Origin of the sequence: Demequina capsici, from assembly GCF_032102965.1 — a bacterium.
GTDB lineage: Bacteria > Actinomycetota > Actinomycetes > Actinomycetales > Demequinaceae > Demequina > Demequina capsici.
This window is the reverse complement of record NZ_CP134880.1, coordinates 552,338-570,826: the sequence shown is the minus strand read 5'-3', so window position 1 is coordinate 570,826 and position 18,489 is coordinate 552,338. Positions and strand designations below refer to the sequence as shown.

Annotated in this window: 18 protein-coding genes and 1 tRNA gene; 8 read left to right on the top strand and 11 right to left on the bottom strand. The window is 70.8% G+C overall.

The features are described 5' to 3' along the window. Positions 1-78 precede the first annotated feature (78 nt). Positions 79-1,245, top strand: coding sequence for a hypothetical protein (locus RN607_RS02745; protein ID WP_313544174.1), 1,167 nt, complete (start codon positions 79-81; stop codon positions 1,243-1,245). Positions 1,246-1,324: 79 nt separating this feature from the next. On the opposite strand, the gene RN607_RS02740 is transcribed toward RN607_RS02745, so the two are convergent. The 3 genes from RN607_RS02740 to RN607_RS02730 form a co-directional block, all read right to left on the bottom strand. Further along, positions 1,325-2,305 carry a ribose-phosphate diphosphokinase gene (locus RN607_RS02740; RefSeq protein WP_313499664.1) on the bottom strand — a complete coding sequence of 327 codons (981 nt, stop codon included), beginning with the start codon at positions 2,303-2,305 and terminating at the stop codon, positions 1,325-1,327. Then, complete coding sequence (gene glmU / locus RN607_RS02735) at positions 2,302-3,852, bottom strand: bifunctional UDP-N-acetylglucosamine diphosphorylase/glucosamine-1-phosphate N-acetyltransferase GlmU (protein WP_376784219.1); 1,551 nt, start codon at positions 3,850-3,852, stop codon at positions 2,302-2,304. Before glmU ends, RN607_RS02740 begins: the two co-directional genes overlap by 4 nt. Before the next feature lie 100 nt (positions 3,853-3,952). Next, positions 3,953-4,024 (bottom strand) — tRNA-Gln (locus RN607_RS02730). 96 nt (positions 4,025-4,120) lie between these two features. Between RN607_RS02730 and RN607_RS02725 the strand changes: the two genes are divergently transcribed. Then, entirely contained in the window at positions 4,121-4,720 is a 600-nt protein-coding gene (locus RN607_RS02725; protein ID WP_313501810.1) for a TetR/AcrR family transcriptional regulator, read from the top strand. Between the two features lie 166 nt (positions 4,721-4,886). Then, the gene (gene mscL / locus RN607_RS02720) at positions 4,887-5,273 is read left to right on the top strand and encodes a large conductance mechanosensitive channel protein MscL (protein ID WP_313499663.1); all 387 of its coding nucleotides are present in this window, start codon (positions 4,887-4,889) and stop codon (positions 5,271-5,273) included. 6 nt (positions 5,274-5,279) lie between these two features. Here the strand turns inward: mscL and RN607_RS02715 are convergent, their stop codons facing one another. From RN607_RS02715 to rsmI, 7 genes are all read right to left on the bottom strand, one after another. Next, entirely contained in the window at positions 5,280-6,212 is a 933-nt protein-coding gene (locus RN607_RS02715; RefSeq protein WP_313544172.1) for a 4-(cytidine 5'-diphospho)-2-C-methyl-D-erythritol kinase, read from the bottom strand. Between the two features lie 27 nt (positions 6,213-6,239). Further along, entirely contained in the window at positions 6,240-7,106 is an 867-nt protein-coding gene (rsmA, locus tag RN607_RS02710; protein WP_313499659.1) for a 16S rRNA (adenine(1518)-N(6)/adenine(1519)-N(6))-dimethyltransferase RsmA, read from the bottom strand. A 5-nt stretch (positions 7,107-7,111) separates the two neighbouring features. Next, on the bottom strand, positions 7,112-7,822 hold the full coding sequence (locus tag RN607_RS02705) for an aggregation-promoting factor C-terminal-like domain-containing protein (protein WP_313544170.1): 711 nt from the start codon (positions 7,820-7,822) through the stop codon (positions 7,112-7,114). 197 nt (positions 7,823-8,019) lie between these two features. Then, the gene (locus tag RN607_RS02700; RefSeq protein ID WP_313499656.1) at positions 8,020-8,871 is read right to left on the bottom strand and encodes a TatD family hydrolase; all 852 of its coding nucleotides are present in this window, start codon (positions 8,869-8,871) and stop codon (positions 8,020-8,022) included. Further along, entirely contained in the window at positions 8,872-10,665 is a 1,794-nt protein-coding gene (gene metG, locus RN607_RS02695; protein WP_313544168.1) for a methionine--tRNA ligase, read from the bottom strand. It lies immediately after the preceding gene. 78 nt (positions 10,666-10,743) lie between these two features. Then, a complete protein-coding gene (locus tag RN607_RS02690) occupies positions 10,744-11,634 on the bottom strand; it encodes a M15 family metallopeptidase (RefSeq protein ID WP_313544166.1) in 891 nt (296 codons plus the stop codon). After that, positions 11,621-12,490: a 16S rRNA (cytidine(1402)-2'-O)-methyltransferase gene (gene rsmI / locus RN607_RS02685; protein WP_313544164.1), complete on the bottom strand. Its 870-nt coding sequence runs from the start codon at positions 12,488-12,490 to the stop codon at positions 11,621-11,623. Before rsmI ends, RN607_RS02690 begins: the two co-directional genes overlap by 14 nt. A gap of 61 nt (positions 12,491-12,551) precedes the next feature. On the opposite strand from rsmI, the gene RN607_RS02680 reads away from it, so the two are divergent. Further along, the gene (locus tag RN607_RS02680) at positions 12,552-14,051 is read left to right on the top strand and encodes a dolichyl-phosphate-mannose--protein mannosyltransferase (RefSeq protein ID WP_313544162.1); all 1,500 of its coding nucleotides are present in this window, start codon (positions 12,552-12,554) and stop codon (positions 14,049-14,051) included. 19 nt (positions 14,052-14,070) lie between these two features. Here the strand turns inward: RN607_RS02680 and RN607_RS02675 are convergent, their stop codons facing one another. Beyond that, entirely contained in the window at positions 14,071-14,511 is a 441-nt protein-coding gene (locus RN607_RS02675; RefSeq protein ID WP_313499646.1) for an Lrp/AsnC family transcriptional regulator, read from the bottom strand. Between the two features lie 130 nt (positions 14,512-14,641). Here RN607_RS02675 and ddaH point away from each other — a divergent pair, with 130 nt between their 5' ends. Genes ddaH through RN607_RS02655 form a run of 4 tightly spaced genes read left to right on the top strand, consistent with a single transcriptional unit; the run spans position 14,642 to position 18,488 of the window. Next, on the top strand, positions 14,642-15,517 hold the full coding sequence (ddaH, locus tag RN607_RS02670) for a dimethylargininase (RefSeq protein ID WP_376784216.1): 876 nt from the start codon (positions 14,642-14,644) through the stop codon (positions 15,515-15,517). Next, a complete protein-coding gene (gene ocd, locus RN607_RS02665; protein ID WP_313499645.1) occupies positions 15,517-16,551 on the top strand; it encodes an ornithine cyclodeaminase in 1,035 nt (344 codons plus the stop codon). Before ddaH ends, ocd begins: the two co-directional genes overlap by 1 nt. Positions 16,552-16,602: 51 nt before the next feature. Beyond that, on the top strand, positions 16,603-17,250 hold the full coding sequence (locus tag RN607_RS02660; protein ID WP_313499643.1) for an HdeD family acid-resistance protein: 648 nt from the start codon (positions 16,603-16,605) through the stop codon (positions 17,248-17,250). A gap of 2 nt (positions 17,251-17,252) precedes the next feature. Next, positions 17,253-18,488 carry an AI-2E family transporter gene (locus tag RN607_RS02655; protein ID WP_313544160.1) on the top strand — a complete coding sequence of 412 codons (1,236 nt, stop codon included), beginning with the start codon at positions 17,253-17,255 and terminating at the stop codon, positions 18,486-18,488. The last annotated feature ends 1 nt before the right edge of the window (position 18,489 follow it).

The following is an 18,489-nucleotide window of genomic DNA, read 5'->3' as shown; positions in this document are numbered from 1 at the left end:
GCGCAGCTGCGCGACCCGCGGACGGTCGTCCTCGCACGCCCTGGCGACCCGGGCTAGGTTGGTCGCAGGGGAGCCGATATGAGGGACGACAAGGGGGACCTCGTCATGCGCATCGTGCCTGGTGCAGCGACATTCCTGGGTTGCGCGTTGGCGCTCGCCGCATGCGCGGGCGGCGGTGCGCCGAGCGCGAGCCCTTCCGGCTCGTCCACCGCTCCGCCGACTCCCTCCGTGACGGCATCGACGGCGACGGCGGCATCGTCACCGACCGCGCCCGAGGGGCGCAACCCCGACATGGGCGCGCAGGAGGCCTCCCTCAGGGCGTCGCTCGCGCAGACCGGCGAGTCCTGGCTGACCGACCCCGTCCAGCTCGACACCCCGTCGTGGGCCGCTGACGACGCGTTCTGGAACACTGGCGTGGACGAGCTCGCGTGGTTCCGGGTCGGCACTCGTGACGGGAACGACATCCTGCAGCACGGCATCGGCGGCGAGACCGTGGAGGTCGCCGCGGACGGCACCCCCACCTGGATCCCGTTCCCCTTCCCGTGGCAGGCGACGACGGTCGTCTCATGGGCGCCCGAGATCGCGAGCGACCCTGACGTCTACTACGACTCGCTCGCCGCGCCGGCAACGGCCGACCTCGACGGTCTGCAGGTCTCGCTCCGAGGGCCGTGGCTGCCGCTGCTCGGCTCATGGCAGTCCGAGCAGGTCGCGACCGTCGACGCGTGGACCGTCGACAGGTTCACCCAGGACCCGTACGTGTCGTGGGGCACCGATCCAGGGTGGTCCACGTACGCGCAGATGCTCGAGAACGTCGCGTACGGCCGCGGCACCGCCACCGGCGGCTGGTACGACGCCCCGCCCACGCGGCCCGCGTGGGAAGACATCGCGTGGGCCGACGGCTACGGCACCACCGCAGGGCAGTTCGTCGACCTGTTCGACGTGGCGTGCGGCCCATACACCATGCTCACCTGGAACATCCTGCTGACCGACCCGCTGCAGTCCGACTGGGTCCAGGCCGGCACGGTCGACGGATCGCCGGTGTACGCCATGGCCACCACGAGCACCCTGGCGGAGCTCATGTACGGCTACTACTCCGAGGACCCGAACGGGATGGTGCCAGACGCCCAGGCGCTGAGCCTCGTGGACTACGCGCGTTCCCCCGCCGTCCTCGCCATGCCCGCAGGCGATGGCTCCGGGTGGTGGCTCCTGCTCAACCAGTCGCTCTCGCTCAGGGCGTGGTGCTGAACGCCGCCACCGCATGCCTCATGGACGCGCGAGAGCGCGGAGCCCCTGGGGCTCCGCGCTCTCGGGACCGTTCAGCAGATCAGACGTTGCCGTTGAACAGGCTGGTGACCGAGCCGTCCTCGAACACCTCGTGGATCGCGCGGGCGATGAGGGGCGCGATGGACAGCACGGTGAGACCGTCCCACCGCTTGTCCTCGGCGATCGGCAGGGTGTCCGTGACCACCACCTCGGAGATGCCTGAGTCACGCAGGCGCTCCACCGCAGGCCCGGACAGGAGGCCGTGGGTGGACGCGACGATGACGTCCTTCGCGCCGTTCTCGAACAGAGCCTCGGCCGCCTGGACGATCGTGCCGCCCGTGTCGATCATGTCGTCGACGAGCACGCACGTGCGGCCCTCGACCTCTCCGACGAGCTCGTGGACCTTGACCTGGTTCGGCACCGACGGGTCGCGACGCTTGTGGATGATCGCGAGCGGCGCACCCAGGTGGTCGGACCACTGGTCGGCCAGGCGCACGCGGCCCGCGTCGGGGGAGACGATGGTGAGGTTGCCGGGGGCGACGCGCGAGCGGACGTACTGCGCGAGCAGCGGCATAGCCCACAGGTGGTCCACCGGGCCATCGAAGAAGCCCTGGATCTGCGACGTGTGCAGGTCGACCGACATGATGCGGTCAGCGCCCGCGGTCTTGAACAGGTCGGCCATGAGGCGCGCCGAGATGGGCTCGCGACCCTTGTGCTTCTTGTCCTGGCGCGCATAGCCGTAGCAGGGCATGATCACGGTCACCCGCTTGGCGGAGGCACGCTTCATGGCGTCCACCATGATGAGCTGCTCCATGATCGCCTCGTTGATGGGCGCCGCGTGGGACTGGAGGATGAAGGCGTCGGCGCCGCGCACCGACTCGCCGAACCGGACGTACAGCTCGCCGTTGGCGAACGTGTAGGCGGTGGTCGGCAGCAGCTCGATGCCCATGTCCGCAGCGACGGCCTCAGCCAGCTCGGGGTGGGCGCGCCCGCCGGCGAGCACCATCCGACGCTCCGACGGGTTCGAGATGATCGAGCTCATGACTCTCCTTCATGCGTCGGGCCCTGTCCGCCCGACGATAGTCCTTCGTGAGACCCGGGCGCGCGTCGAGCACGCTCGGCTGCCTCGGCGGACTGAGTGCCCGGGCGGCGTCGTTCGACCCACCCGTCCACGTTCTGCTGAGGCGAAGAGTTGATGGCGAGCGCCCCCGGCGGCACATCGTGACGCACGGTGGTGCCGGCGCCCGTGTACGCACCATCGCCCAGGGTGACGGGCGCGATGAGGGTGTTGTCCGAGCCGATGCGCACGTGGGCGCCGACGACGGTGCGGTGCTTGTGCACACCGTCGTAGTTGACGAAGATCGTGCCGGCGCCGACGTTGGTGCCCTCGCCGATCTCGGCGTCTCCCACATAGCTGAGATGCGGCACCTTCGCGCCGTCCCCGATGCGGGCGTTCTTGGTCTCGACGAAGCCGCCCACCTTGCCCTTGACGCCCACGATGGTGCCGGGGCGCAGGTAGGTGAACGGGCCGATGGTGGCGCGGTCGCCGACCACCGCGTCGAGGCCGTGCACGCGGGTGACGGTCGCTCCGTCCCCCACCGCGACGTTCGTCAGGGTCGAGTCGGGGCCGACGGTCGCGCCGCTGCCGATGCGGGTGGAGCCGTGCAGCTGCACGCCCTGCAGGATCGTCGCGTCCTCTCCGAGCGTCACGTCCGCGTCGATCCACGTGGTGGCCGGGTCGACGACCGTGACGCCGGCACGCATCCACGCCTCGACGATGCGCCGATTGAGCTGGGCGCCCGCGTTCGCCAGCTGGACACGATCGTTGACACCCTCGACAGCGGAGGCGTCGGGCGCGATCATGGCGCCCACCCGGCCGCCCGCCTCGCGCGCCAGTGCGACGACGTCCGTGAGGTACATCTCTCCCTGCGAGTTGTCGCGACCCACCTGCGCGAGCGCGTCGCGCAGCACCGCCGCGTCGAACACGTAGATGCCCGAGTTGATCTCGTCGATCCGGTGCTGCTCGTCCGTGGCGTCGCGGTGCTCCACGATCGCCATCACGTCGCCTGTCGTGCCTCGCACGATGCGTCCGTAACCCGTCGGGTCGGGGACCTTCGCCGTGAGGATCGTGACGGCGTTGCCGATCTCGGTGTGCGCGTCGACCAGGCGGCCCAGCAGCTCTCCGGTGACCAGGGGCACGTCGCCTGAGGTGACGACGACCGCGCCCTCGATCTGGAGGTCGAGCACCGATCGGTCCCCGACCTGGCCCCCTGCCACCGCGGCGGCGACCGTCGTCGCGTCGAGCACGGACATGCCGCACGCGACCGCGCGACCCGTGCCGGGGACGTCGTCCTGGTCCGCGATCAACGCGTGAGGCGCGACCTCTGCGACGTGCGCCGCGACTGCCTCACGCTCGTGCCTGACGACCACCACGGTGCGCGCCGGCTGCAGCTCATGCGCCGCGACCAGCGCGTGGTGGAGCAGGGTACGGCCCGCGATCCTGTGAAGGACCTTGGGGGTAGCCGACCTCATGCGGGTGCCTGCGCCTGCCGCGAGGATCATCACGGCCGCGGGACGGGTGGTGGTCACCACTCCCCCTTCGCTGTGCCCCACCAGGGGCGTCGGGTCGGTCGGGTCAACTCTACCTTCCGCCGCACGCGCCCTCACACGCCCTCACACGCCCCCGACGCTCCGCCCACAGGATTCGAACCTGTACCGCAAGGCTCCAAAGGCCTGCGTGCTGCCGTTACACCAGGGCGGAACGGGGCGCGAAAAGCCCCGGGTCCTTTAGTGTGCCAGCCCGACACGGCACACTGGGACCGTGACCGAAGAGATCAGGAAGCCCACCCGTGCCCGGATGACGGCGCGCGAACGCCGTGAGCAGCTGCTCACCGTAGGCCGCGCGCTGTTCGCGGAGAAGGGCTTCGAAGGCGCCTCGGTCGAGGAGATCGCCGCCAGGGCCGACGTGTCCAAGCCCGTCGTGTACGAGCACTTCGGCGGCAAGGAGGGCATGTACGCGGTGATCGTGGACCGCGAGGTCGAGGCGCTGCTGGGCGCGCTGACCGGTGCGCTCGCCCAGGTGGCACACCCTCGGCAGCTCGTCGAGCGCGCGGCGATGGCGCTGCTCGGATACATCGAGGACTCGCCCGACGGGTTCAGGATCCTCGCCCGCGACTCGCCGGTCGCCCAGTCCTCCGGCACCTTCTCCTCGCTCCTGGGCGACGTGTCCGCCCAGGTGGAGGGCCTGCTCGCCGACCAGTTCCGCAAGCGCGGCCTCAACCCGTCCGTGGCGCCCATCTACTCGCAGATGCTCGTGGGCATGGTGGCGCTCACCGGCCAGCACTGGGCCGAGGAGAGGGAGCCGTCCAAGGAGGTCGTGGCGAGCCATCTGGTGAACCTCGCCTGGAACGGTCTGCACGGCCTCGAACGGCGACCAGGGCTCCCGAGCGAGCACTGAGGTCTCCAGGCGGCGACGCGCGCCCGGCACCGCAGCGCGCGGCGCGCCGTACCCGGTGCCCGCGCGAGCCGCGCGCCCTTCGGCTAGATTCGCCACAGGCGCCGACGCCCGGCGACGCCGACCGACCCGGAGCGGCGCGTCCCACCTGGATTCAAGGGGAGCAGCCATGATCAAGGGCTTCAAGGACTTCATCATGCGGGGCAACGTGGTCGACCTCGCGGTCGCCGTGGTCATCGGCACCGCGTTCACGGCAGTCGTCGGAGCGATCGTCGCCGGCATCATCACGCCGATCGTCGCCGCGATCTTCGGCCAGCCCGATCTCACCGCGGTGGGCAACTTCACGATCAACGGCGCTCAGTTCAGCATCGGCCTGGTGCTCGACGCGCTGTTCAAGTTCGTGACCATCGCCGCGGCGGTCTACTTCATGGTCGTGGCACCGCTCAACTCGCTCGCCGCGCGCCGCAAGAAGGACGAGCCCGCCGTCGACGAGCCCGTGTCCCCCACCGAGATCGAGCTGCTCACCGAGATCCGCGACGCGCTGCGGAAGGGCTGACGCGGCTCAGCCCGCCAGGACGGTCGCTCCTGGCGCCGGACCCGCTGCGGTGAGGACCGCACCTGCCACGCCCTCCGCGGTGAGGTGCGCCGCGATCGCCAGCGCGTGCTGACGGGAGCGTGCGAGCGCGGCGACCGTGGGCCCTGAGCCGGACACGATCGCACCCAGGGCGTCCGCGTCGAGCGCGGCGTCGAGGACGTCGCGCAGGTGGGGCGCCAAGGCGAGCGCCGGCCCCTGAAGGTCGTTCGACAAGGCGGCTCCGAGCGCCCTCGCGTCGCCCGCCATGAGGGCGCTCATGACGGCGTCGTCGATCGTCGGCTCCGCGACGGTGCGCTCACCGGCCGCGATCGAGCGGTCGAGCTCTGCGAACACCGCCGGGGTGGACAGCCCCTCCTCCTGGGTGGCGAGCACCCAGTGGAACTGCCCGTGGGTCATCGCAGGCGAGAGCTCGTCGCCCCGCCCCAGACCGACGGCCGTGTGGCCGTGCAGGCAGAACGGGACGTCAGCGCCGAGCTCCGCGCAGATGCGGTGGAGCTCCTCGCGCGACGCTCCCACGTCCCACGCCTCGGCGCACGCGACGACGGCGGCCGCGGCGTCCGCGCTGCCCCCCGCCATGCCGCCCGCGACGGGCACGCCCTTGAGGATCTGCAGGTCGATGCCTTCGGAGATCCCGTACCGCTCCGCCACCGCGCGCGCCGCCCGGAGCGCCAGGTTCGACTCGTCGAGGGGCACGGTGTCGGGGTCGAGCGCCAGGTTGGACGCGCCCGAGACCGTCAGCGTGAAACGCTCGTCGTCGCGCGCCGTCGCGGTCACGGTCTCGTACAGCGCGACCGCCTGGAAGACGGTGACGAGCGGGTGGTACCCGTCCTCGCGTCGTGCGCCCACCGCGAGCTGGAGGTTCACCTTGCCAGGTGCGCGGACGGTCACGGTGCGTGGCATGGGCCCCATGGTGCCATGCCGGCGCCGTCAGTCGAGGGTGGCGAATGCCTCGGCGATGCGCGCGAAGTCCTCGATGCCCAGCTGCTCGCCGCGGGTGAGAGGGTCGACCCCTGCGCGGACCAGCGCCTGCTCGGAACGCGCGGAGGACCCGGCGAGCGTGGCGAGCGCCCCTCTCAGCGCCTTGCGACGCTGTGCGAAGGCAGCGTCGATCACCTGGAACACCTGCTCCCTGGGCGCCGATGTCACGGGCACCTCGCGTCGCTCCATGAGCACGAGCGCCGAGTCGACGCGGGGCACCGGCCAGAACACGGCGCGCCCGACGTCACCGGCGCGACGGACGTCGCAGTACCAGGCGGCCTTGGCGCTGGGGATGCCGTACGTGCGGGAGCCGGGCGGGGCCGCGAGACGGTCGGCGACCTCCGCCTGCACCATCACGAGCACGCGCCGCAGGTCCGGGAACGTCTCGAGGAAGTGGAGGATCACCGGCACCGACACGTTGTAAGGCAGATTGGCGACGAGCGCCGCGGGCGGTCCGGCCTCAGGGCCCGCACCCGGCAGCGCGGCCACCTTGAGCGCATCCTCGCCGATCACGGCCAGCCGCTCGGCATCGTCGGGAGCGCGTCGCGATGCGGTCTCGGGCAGCGCCGCGGCAAGACGCGGGTCGATCTCGACCGCGGTGACCCACGCGCCCGCCTCGAGCAGCGCCAGCGTCAGGGAGCCCAGCCCGGGGCCCACCTCCACCACATGGTCGCCCGGTTGGACGCCTGCGATACGGACGATGCGACGGACCGTGCCGGCGTCGACGACGAAGTTCTGTCCCCACTTCTTGGTGGGCGCGGTGCCGAGCGACTCGGCGAGCACCCTCACATCGGTGGGACCGAGCAGATCGGCCACAGGCGTCAGTACCAGCCGACCGACGTGAAGTGGCCCCAGGCACCGCACGGAGTGCCATAGCGGCCGCTCACGTAGGCGAGGCCCCACTTGATCTGCGTGGTGGGGTTCGTGCGCCAGTCGTCGCCGTAGGCCGCCATCTTGGAGCCGGGGAGCGCCTGCGGGATCCCGTACGCGCCCGACGAGTTCGCCGCGGTCGTGCTCCACCCCGACTCGCGGGACCAGAGGCTCGACAGGCACTGCCACTGCTCACCGGTCCAGCCGTACAGGCTCGCCGCGAGCTCCTGACCGATCGCCTGGTTCGTCCCAGGAGTCGTGGTCGCGACCGTGGGGATCTCGAGGGTGCCCACCGACACGACCTTGTCGACCGGCTCCTGGACCACGACGGACACCGTCTGCTTGCGCGAGACCTCGACCCCGTCCACGTACGTGACCTCGTAGCTCACCAGCGACGTGCCGGGCGAGCCCTCGTCGACGACCGTCTCCACGCCCTTCTTGGCCGACGGGTCCGACTCGGTGACCGTGTCGTTCGGCACCGACTCCTGCGAGGTCTCGGTGACGACCTCGACGTCGGCCGCGGCGGCGTCGACCGGCCCGACCACGTCGAGCTGGGTCGAGTCCGCGCTCTGCCTCACGCTCGCGAGGGCGTCGACGGAGGTGGAGGTGAAGGATCCGGCGGCGAACGCGACCAGCGCGGCGGAGACTCCGAGCTGGCGCATCACACGGGTCCGCGCGCCCGTCCGGGCACGCCGATCACGGCGACCTCCGGGTCGCGGGGTGGTGCGCAGGTAACTCAAAGTCTCCCTTTCGGGATGGACGACATGGCCATCGGGGACGCGGCTCGGGGGGCGAGACACTCCCGCTTTTATCTCATATCGGTAACGCTCAACGCCAACTGAATCGTAGTGTGACGAATCTACCAGGGGCCATAGAGAGTGACGGTCGTCACGTCGAGCGCCTCGCAGGCCTGCGCGAGCGGGATGTCCTTCACCCGCGCGACCTCGCGCACGGTGTGCGCGACGAGCGCGGGAGAGTTCGGCGCGCCCCGGTGAGGGTGCGGCGTGAGGTACGGCGAGTCCGTCTCCACCATGACCCGCGACAGCGGGGTGACCGCCAGCGCGGCGCGCAGGTCGGTCGCGTTCTTGAACGTCAGGTTCCCCGCGAAGCTCAGGTAGTAGCCGCGGTCCACGCAGAGGCGGGCCATGGCGGCGTCGCCCGAGAAGCAGTGGAACACCGTCACGTCGGGGGCCCCGTCGCGCTGCAGGACGTCGAGGACGTCGGCATGCGCGTCCCGGTCGTGGATCCCCACGGGCAGCCCGAGCTCCTTCGCCAGCGCGATGTGGTCGCGGAAGGCCTGCACCTGCGCGGGCCGGTCGGGCTCGTCGGTCCAGTGATAGTCCAGCCCCGTCTCGCTGATGATGCGGATCCGCTCCCCCTGCGCCAGCCGGGCGATCTCGGCGAAGGCCTCGGCGTACCCCACGCCCGACGGATGCTCGCCCTTGGCATGCAGCGGAGCCTCGTTCGGGTGCAGGGAGATCCCTCCGAGCATCTGCGGGTACCTGACGACGGCGTCGGCGGTCCAGCGGGCCGCCTCCAGCTCGCATCCGATCTGCACCACCCTGTCCACGCCGACGGCGGCGGCCTCGGCCAGCCGGTCCTCCACGCTTCGCGGCTCGTCGCCCGCAGGCGACTCCAGATGGCAGTGGTTGTCGACGACGGGCGACGGCAGCGGCTCGGGCGCCGGCGGCCAGGCTCCGCGGCGGGCCACCTAGTCGTCGCCTCGCATGCGGGTCAGCTCCGCCTCGACGATCTCGTCGTCCAGCTTGGTGAAGATCGGCGAGGGCGCGGGGACGACGGTGCCGGCGACCACGTCGCGACGGCCCCAGGTGCCCTGCATCGCCGAGTAGTCACCCTGGATCACCGGGTAGGAGCGGTGCGGGATGTCCAGGTCGTCGACCTCGTTCATCTGAGGCATGGGCGCGAGCACGCCCGTGCCGCCGAGCGCCTCGTGCACCTTCTGCGCGGAGTGCGGCAGGAACGGCGCGAGCATCGTGTTCGCGTCGTCGACCAGCTGGGCGGCGACGCCCAGGACCGTGCGCATCCGCTCGGGATCCTCGTTCTTCAGCTTCCAGGGCGCCGTCTCAGCGAGGTACGCGTTCGCGTCGCCCACGACGCGCATCGCCTCGGAGATCGCCTGACGCTGACGGTGGTGGCGCACCAGGTCGCCGACCGTGTCGAAGCCCTTGAGCGAGGAGTCGAGCGCGGCCCTGTCGACGTCGGTGAGCTCGCCGAGCGCCGGGATCTCTCCGATGTTCTTGTGCAGCAGCGAGGCGGTGCGGTTGACCAGGTTGCCCCAGCCGGCCACCAGCTCGTTGTTGGTGCGCCGCTGGAACTCGGACCACGTGAAGTCCGCGTCAGAGGTCTCGGGGCCTGCGACCGCGATGAAGTAGCGCAGCGCGTCCGGCTGGTAGCGGGCCAGCATGTCGCGCACGTAGATGACGTGGCCGCGCGACGACGAGAACTTGGCGGACTCCATGGTCAGGAACTCGCTCGAGACCACCTCGGTGGGCAGCTGCAGGTCGCCGAACGGCCCCAGCTCGCCGCCCTTCGCGCCGCGGCCGTTCGCCGCGAGCAGCTCGGCGGGCCAGATCTGCGAGTGGAAGGTGATGTTGTCCTTGCCCATGAAGTAGTACGACATCGCCTCGGGGTCGTTCCACCACTTGCGCCACGCGTCGGGCTCGCCCGAGCGGCGCGCCCACTCGATGGAGGCGCTCAGGTAGCCGATCACCGCGTCGAACCAGACGTAGAGGCGCTTGGTGGGGTTGTCGGACCAGCCGTCGAGCGGGATGGGGATGCCCCAGTCGATGTCGCGCGACATCGCGCGGGGGCGCACGTCGTTCAGCAGGTTGAGCGAGAAGTTGAGGACGTTCGGCCGCCATCCCTGTCGGGAGCCGAGCCACGTGGACAGCGCGTCGGTCAGGGCCGGAAGGTCCAGGAAGAAATGCTCGGTCTCGATGAACTTGGGGGTCTCGCCGTTGATGCGGCTGACCGGGTTCTTGAGGTCGATCGCATCGAGCTGGTTGCCGCAGTTGTCGCATTGGTCGCCGCGGGCGCCGTCGTAGCCGCAGAGGGGGCACGTGCCCTCGATGTACCGGTCGGGAAGGGTGCGGCCCGTGGACGGCGAGATCGCCCCACGGGTGGTCTGCTCGATCATGTAGCCGTTCTTGTGGACGGCCTTGAACATCTCCTGCACCACCGCGTAGTGGTTGCCGGTCGTCGTGCGGGTGAAGAGGTCGTAGCTGAGACCCAGCTGGGTGAGGTCCTCCACGATCACGCGGTTGTAGCGGTCCGCGAGCACCTGCGGGCTCACGCCCTCGCCCTCGGCCTGCACCAGGATCGGCGTGCCGTGCTCGTCGGTGCCCGACACCATGAGCACGTCCTCCCCCGCCATGCGCATGTAACGGCTGAAGACGTCGGAGGGGACGCCGAAGCCGGCGACGTGACCGATGTGACGCGGCCCGTTGGCATACGGCCACGCGACGGCGGAGAGGATGTGAGACATGCGCCCCATCCTAGTGACGCACGCGGGGCCCGCGACCCGGCTCCGCGACCGCGCCGCGCCTCGGCACGAGCGGGACCGTCAGTCCAGGTAGTCGGGCGCGTCGCCCAGGCCGAACGCCTCCTCGAGCGTGGCGACCTCGTGCTCGTGCATCCAGGTGGCGAGCGCCACGCCCACATACCTGAGGTGCCACGGCTCGTAGCGGTAGCCCGTGACGTCCGACGACCCCTGCGGGTAGCGCACGATCCATCCGTGCTCCCAGCCGTGCTCGGCCACCCATCGCCCCGCCGCCTCGTCCGCGAAGCACTGCTCGACCCGGCACGACGCACCCGCGTAGACGTCCACCGCCCATCCGGTCTGATGCTCCGAGTAGCCGGCGCGGGCGGAGAAGGACTCGGCGCTCGAGGCGCCCCAGCGGCTCACGTAGGCGGCATGCAGCGAGATCTGCTCGGTATGGCTGCGGTAGGCGCTCGCGATGGAGAAGCCGGCGCCGTCCGCCACGGCCGCGACGCGCATCGCCTCGAGCGCGGACGCCGCCTCCCGACGGAGCAGCTCCGTCCCGCCCCCCGGCACGCCGTCGACCGCCACGAGGTCGGTCGGCGCGTAGTCGATCGGGTCGAGCGGGCGGGCCTTGTCCACCACCACCCACGGGGACACCGGCTCGGAGGTGGACCATGCGGCGAGCGAGAACACGTCGTCACCCGAAGGCTGGACCAGGTCGACGTCCGCCACCGGCAGGGTGCTCGCGAGCGGCAGCGGGGCGCCCTGCGCCGTGACGGCGGGAACGGGAGAGCCCGAGGCCTCCGCCTCGACCGCCGGCTCGACCTTCCTCACGGCGTCGGACGACGGATCGGCCTGCCGCTCCCCTGCTCCGACCGCGACGGCGGCTCCCATCGCCACCCCTGCGCCGACCGCGAGCGCCGTCACGACCGAGCCGTGCCGCGCTCGTCGCGCGTGATCAGGCCGGGGCATCGCCGCTCGTCCCGCTCCGCGCGCGCAGCACCGCGTTGTAGAGGTCCCGCCGCGGCAGCCCCGTGGTGGACGCGAGATCAGCCACGACGTCCTTGGCCCTCTCGCCGCCTGAGATGCGCGCGAGCGCCTCGGCGACCGCGGCCTCCTCTCCCACGACGTCGGCCGGCCGGCCCGCGACCGTCACGACGATCTCGCCGCGCGGCGCCGTCTCCTGCGCCCAGGCCGCGAGCTCCGCCAGCGTGCCGCGCCGAGTCTCCTCGTACGTCTTGGTGAGCTCGCGGGACACCGCCGCCGGACGGTCGTCGCCCCAGGCGTGCGCCATCGCCACGAGCGTGTCCTCCAGCCTGTGCGGCGCCTCGAAGAAGATCATGGTGCGCGGCTCGGCGACGAGCGCCTGGAACGCCCTGGCGCGCTCGCCACCCTTGCGGGGAGGGAAGCCCTCGAAGCAGAACCTGTCGGTCGGCAGCCCCGACAGCGCGAGCGCCGTGAGGACGGCGCTCGGCCCGGGGAGGACCTCGACGGGCACCCCGGCGGCGACGGCCTCTGCCACGACGCGGTAGCCCGGGTCCGATACCGTCGGCATGCCGGCGTCGGACACGACGAGCACGACGCCGCCGTCGGCAGCCACCTGCACCAGGTCTGCGGCGCGTTCGCCCTCGTTGTGGTCGTGCACCGCGATGACCCGTCCACGCACCTCGATCCCCAGCCTGCTCGCCAGGTCCCGCAGGCGGCGCGTGTCCTCCGCCGCCACCACGTCGGCCCCGGCGATCGCCTCGCGCAGGCGCGCGGACGCGTCCCCCGGGTTGCCGATGGGGGTGGCGCCGAGCAGCACCCGGCCTGCGCTCGTGAGGACCATGCCTCCAAGCGTCGCACATCGGTTATCCCTGTTCACCGCACGCCACGGCTAGGCTTCGGGTGTGATCTGGGGATGGGCATACCGCTGGCGCGTCCAGCTGATGGCGACTGGCGTCGGCGTTCTCGCCGCGCTGCTCCGCTTCGTGACGCTCAGCTACCCGAAGGCGCTCGTCTTCGACGAGGTCTACTACGCACGCGGCGCGTTCTCGCTGCTCGTCTTCGGCTACGAGGGCGACTGGTCGGGCGACGACCAGTGGTTCGCCTCCGGCAACTACTCGGGGCTCTCGTCCGAGGGCGACTACGTGGTGCATCCGATGGTCGGCAAGCTGCTGATCGCGGTCGGCATCAAGATCTTCGGCCCGACGCCTTTCGGGTGGCGTGTGATGGAGGCGCTGTTCGGGGTCGCGCTCGTGGTGATCACGGCGCTGATCGCGCGCACCCTGCTGCGGTCCACCCTGTTCGGGGGGATCGCGGGCGTGCTGCTCGCCGTCGACGGGCTCGCGATCACGATGTCGCGCACCGCGCTTCTGGACGGATTCCTCGCCTTCTTCGCGATGGCGGGCTTCGGACTCATCGTGTGGGACCGCGAACGGTTCCGGCGGCGGCTGTCGGCGCGGATGGACGCCGCGCGTGCCGAGGGCCAAGACCCGACGCTGGGGTACGGACCTCGCATGGGGATCCGCTGGATGCGGTTGGGCGCGATCGTCGTGTTCGCGCTCGCGATGTCCACGAAGTGGTCCGGCGGGTACTTCGCGGCGGTCTTCCTGGTCCTGTCCATCGTCTGGGACATGACGACGCGGCGCTCGCTCGGCATCGAGCGCTGGTTCGGGGGCTCCGCGCTGCGCGCGATCCCCACCTTCCTCGCCACGCTGGTCCTCATGCCCACGGTGTACGTGGCGACCTGGTGGAACTGGTTCGCGACCGACGGCTCCTACGCCAGGCACTGGGCGGAGACCCACCCCGGCAAGGGCGTGACCTGGCTGCCCGACTCGTTGCGCTCCCTGGTCGAGTACCACCGGCAGATGTGGGAGTTCCACACCCATCTCACGACGCCGCACAGCTACCAGGCGAACCCGTGGGGCTGGCCCCTGCAGATCCGGCCCACCTCGTTCTACTTCGAGGACGTGAACGCCCACTGCGGCGCCGAGCGCTGCGTCTCCGCGATCACCTCGATCGGCAACGTGGCGATCTGGTGGGTGGCCGTCGCTGCCGTCCTCTACGCGCTGTGGCGTCTGGTGCGTCGACGCGACCCGCTGGGTTTCGTGCTGTCGCTCGGCTTCTTCGCGGGCTGGGTGCCGTGGCTCCCGTACGCCTACCGCACGATCTTCACGTTCTACTCGATCGTCTTCATCCCGTTCCTGGTGCTGACCCTCGCGTGGATGCTCCAGCGGATCGCGCAGCCGCGCGGCCGAGGCACCTGGTCCCCCAAGGGCACCCTGATCGTGGGCGTCTACCTGGGGATCGTGCTCATCATCGCCGGGTACTTCCTGCCGCTGTGGACCGGCAACGCGATCCCCTATGACTACTGGCGCATGCACATGTGGACGCGGCCCTGGATCTGACGCGGTCGGCCCTGGCGGTTCACTCCCGACGGGCGATGAGCTGCGACAGGACGATCGCCGAACGGGTCGAGTCGACCTGCGGCGCCAGACGCACCTTCTCGAGCGCGTCCTCCAGCGCCGGCATGCTGCTGGCGCGCAGCCGCACCAGGGCGTCAGCCTCTCCGGTGACGGTCTGAGCCTCGATCACGTCGGGGATGCCGGACAGGATGCGGCGCAGCTCGTCAGGGCCCACGGTCCCGCGGCAGAAGACCTCGACGAATGCCTCGGTGTCCCTGCCGTCGACGCTAGGATCGACTAGCACCGTGTAGCCGCGAATGACCCCGGCTGACGCCATCCTGTCCATCCGGCGCTTGACCGCCGTGGGCGACAGTCCGATGCGCTCCCCCATGTCCTGGTAGCTGATGCGTCCATCGAGCTTGAGCTCGTCGATGATGCGGCGGTCGAGGTCGTCGATCGACATGGGCTCTCCCTACTTTCGGCGTGACGCAGGTTTCCATCGTAAGCCCCAGTCAAGTCGCCGGATTCACTATTCCTGGTCACGATATCGTCACGGAATCTCTGTCACGCTGGTGTGTGAAGGAGGTCCCGACTTGACCATCACCGCCCCCGTGGCCATTCAGCAGGAGCGCATCGCCTCGCCGCTCACCGTCCTCATGTGCCGACCCGAGCACTTCACCGTGTCGTACTCCATCAACCCGTGGATGCACCCTGAGGACCCGACGGACACGAGCCGCGCGCTGTCGCAGTGGCACGAGCTGCGTCGCGTCTTCGAGCGCCTGCAGTTCACGGTCCGGCTCGTGGAGCCCGGCCGGGGGCTCCCGGACATGGTGTTCGCCGCCAACGGCGGCCTGGTCGTCGACGGCACCGCGTACACCGCTCGCTTCACCTTCCCTGAGCGCGCCCCCGAGGCGGACCTCTACGCCGACTGGTTCCGCGCCGCCGGCTACGACGTGGTCGCTGCGGAGGAGACCAACGAGGGCGAGGGCGACGTGCTGCTGGCCGGCGACGCGCTGCTCGCCGGCACGGGCTTCCGCACCGACACCGCGTCCCACGCGGAGATGGCCGCCCTGTACGGTCGCGAGGTCGTGTCCCTGCGCCTCGTCCGCCCCGACTTCTACCACCTGGACACCGCGCTCGCCGTGCTCGACGCCCGTCCCGGACACGAGCACATCGCCTACCTGCCGAGCGCCTTCGACGACGCGAGCAGGGCTGAGCTGGAGCGCCGCTTCCCCGACGCGATCCTGGTCGACGAGCACGACGCCAAGGTCTTCGGGCTCAACGCCGTGTCCGACGGGCTGCACGTCATCACCGCGGCCCGCGCCACCGCCTTCCAGCACCAGCTGCGCGAGGCGGGCTACGAGCCCATCGGCGTGGACCTCACCGAGCTGCTGCTCGCCGGCGGCGGCGCCAAGTGCTGCACGCTCGTGCTCCGGGACCGCCCCACGACCGCCGAGGAGGCACGCTGATGGTCCAGTTCGTCGACGTCGCGAGCATGAGCCGCTGGATGGCGCAGGAGGGCGTCGCCGGCCTGATCGCCGACCTCGTGACCTACCTCGAGGACGACTACCGCCGCTGGGAGCAGTTCGACAAGGCCCCGCGGGTGCCGGCGCACTCCGAGCACGGGGTGATCGAGCTGATGCCCACCGCCGATGCGGAGCTGTACGGCTTCAAGTACGTGAACGGCCACCCCATCAACCCCTCGCGCGGCCTCCAGACCGTCACCGCGTTCGGCGCGCTGTCCGACATGGCCACCGGCTACCCGCTGATGCTCGCCGAGATGTCGCTCCTCACGGCCCTGCGCACGGCCGCCACGTCGGCGATGGCGGCGCGTCACCTGGCGCGACCCGACTCGCGCGTCCACGCCCTGATCGGCACCGGCTCGCAGTCGGAGTTCCAGGCTCTCGGCATGCGCGAGGTGCTCGGGCTGAACGACCTGCGCATCTGGGACGTGGACCCGGCGGCGATGGACAAGTTCGAGCGCAACGCCACCGCGCTCGGCTTCAGGGTGCACCGCGCCGCCTCCGCGTCCGACGCGGTCGCGGGGGCCGACGTGGTCACCACCTGCACCGCCGACAAGGTCAACGCGACGATCCTCACGGACGACATGATCGAGCCCGGCATGCACCTCAACGCGATCGGAGGCGACAGCCCGGGCAAGACCGAGCTCGACCCGGCGATCCTGCTGCGCGGCGACACGTTCGTGGAGTTCCACCCGCAGACCCTCATCGAGGGCGAGATCCAGAAGCTCGGCGCGGACCACCCCACGACCGACCTGTGGCGCGTGGTCGACGGACAGCTCCCCGGCCGCACCAGCGCCGAGCAGATCACCGTGTTCGACTCCGTCGGCTTCGCGATCAACGACTTCTCCGCGCTGCGCTTCCTGCGCGACCGCGTGTCCGGCACCGCGTACGCCACGGAGATCGACCTGATCGCCGAGCCTGCGGACCCGAAGGACCTGTTCTCGCTGGTAGCCCTGGCGCCCGCAGTCGCACGCCGGTAGGTTCGACGCAGCGGGGGACGCGCCTCCGCGAACGTGCGCGAGGAGCGAGAGATGACCGCTGGGGACGAGGAGAACGGTGCTCCGTCGACCGAGGTGCCGCGCGGGGCGCAGGGGATGATGGCGATGTTCGTCAGCCTGGACGACGCACCGCCGCCGCCCCAGGTGGTCAAGGCGATGAGCGGCGTCGTCGGCTTCCTCGGAGCCGTGTCGCTGCTGCTGGGCCTGGTGCTCGCGATCTGGCCCAGCGCCACGCTCAAGGTGGGCGCCGCGCTGGTCGCGATCAACTTCCTGCTGTCCGGCGTGCTCCGCCTGGTGATCGGCGCGCTCCGCACGGGCTACTCGGGCGCGATGCGCGCGGTGATGCTGATCTTCGGCATGCTGCTCGTGATCGGTGGCGTGGTCATGCTGCGCAACCTCGACTCGAGCGCGAAGGTCCTGCTGCTGATCACCGTCCTCATGGTGGGCCTCGGCTGGATCGTCGAGGGCGTGATGGCGCTGGTCGACTCGAGCAACGCGCGCTCGCGAGGCTGGGCGATCGCCGCGGGCGCGCTGTCGCTGCTCGCAGGCATCGTGGTGCTGGTGATCCCCGGCTGGACCGCGGTCGTGTTCGTCGCCTTCACCGCGTTCGCCCTGATCCTGCTGGGCGTCGCGGGCCTCGTGCGCTCCTTCACGATGCGGCGCTCCCTCAAGGCGGCCTGACCATGGCAGCCGACGCGACCGACCTGCCCGCCGACGTCATCGCCGCGGCCCGCACCGACGCCGCGAATCGTCCCGCCGCCTCGCTCCCCGCCTGGGCGGACAGGCTCATCTGGACGGTGCTGTGGAAGATCGTCGCGGTCGGCCTGGCGGTCGCCGCGGGCCTGTGGGCGATCGGCCAGCTGTCGCACTTCCTTGGGCTCCTGGGCATCGCCCTGTTCTTCGCGCTGGCGATGATCCCCGGCGTCGAGGCGCTCACCCGTCGTTTCGGCATGCGCAGGGGCGCGGCCGTCGGGATCATCTACCTGGCTGCGCTGCTCGTCGTCGTGCTGCTCGTGGTGGTGCTGATCCCCGGCATCGTGCGGTTCGCCCAGGAGGTCAGCTCCGCTGCCGCCGTCTGGTTCGAGCACCTGAACACCTGGTGGGAGGGCATGTTCGGCTCCCCGTTGCTCGACCAGGGCGATGCGACCGACGAGACGAGCGCGCTCGCGAAGCTCGTGCAGCAATGGGCCTCGGGCGCGCTCGGCGCGGTGTCCTCGGGCATCGGCGCCGTGTTCAACCTGATGACCATCGCGATGTTCGCGTTCTACCTGGCCGCCGACTGGCCTCGCGTCATGCGCGCGGTCATGTCGCGGATGCCCCCGGAGCGTCAGCGCGTGTTCAAGTGGGTCGCCACCACCTCGATCGAGCAGACCGGAGGCTACTTCTACTCCCGCCTGCTGCTCGCGTCGGTGTGCGGCGGTCTCGGCTTCGTCGCCATGCTGATCGTCGGGCTCGACCTGGTGTACGCCTTGCCGCTCGCCATGTTCATGGGGTTCGTCTCCACGTTCATCCCGTTCATCGGCACCTACCTGGGCGCCGCGCTGCCGATCCTCATCACGCTCGCCGTGGTGGGCGTGGCCAACGCGATCGGCCTGCTCGTGTGGGTCCTGATCTACCAGCAGCTCGAGAACTACGCGCTGAGCCCCAAGCTGTCCTCGAAGACCATGGAGCTCAACGGCGCGGTCGCGTTCGGCGGGGCCATCGCGGGCGGTGCGCTCGCAGGACCGATGGGCGCTTTCATGGCACTGCCGATCGCGGCGCTCATCACGGCGATCATCAAGAACACCGGCCGTACCTACGCGGTGATCGACGAGGAGGTCGCCGCTGACGAGGAGCCCGTCGAGGAGCCCGACGAGCCAGGGGCGCTGCGGCGGGGCCTCACCCGCATCGGCAGCCTGTTCCGACGTCCGCGCGACTGAG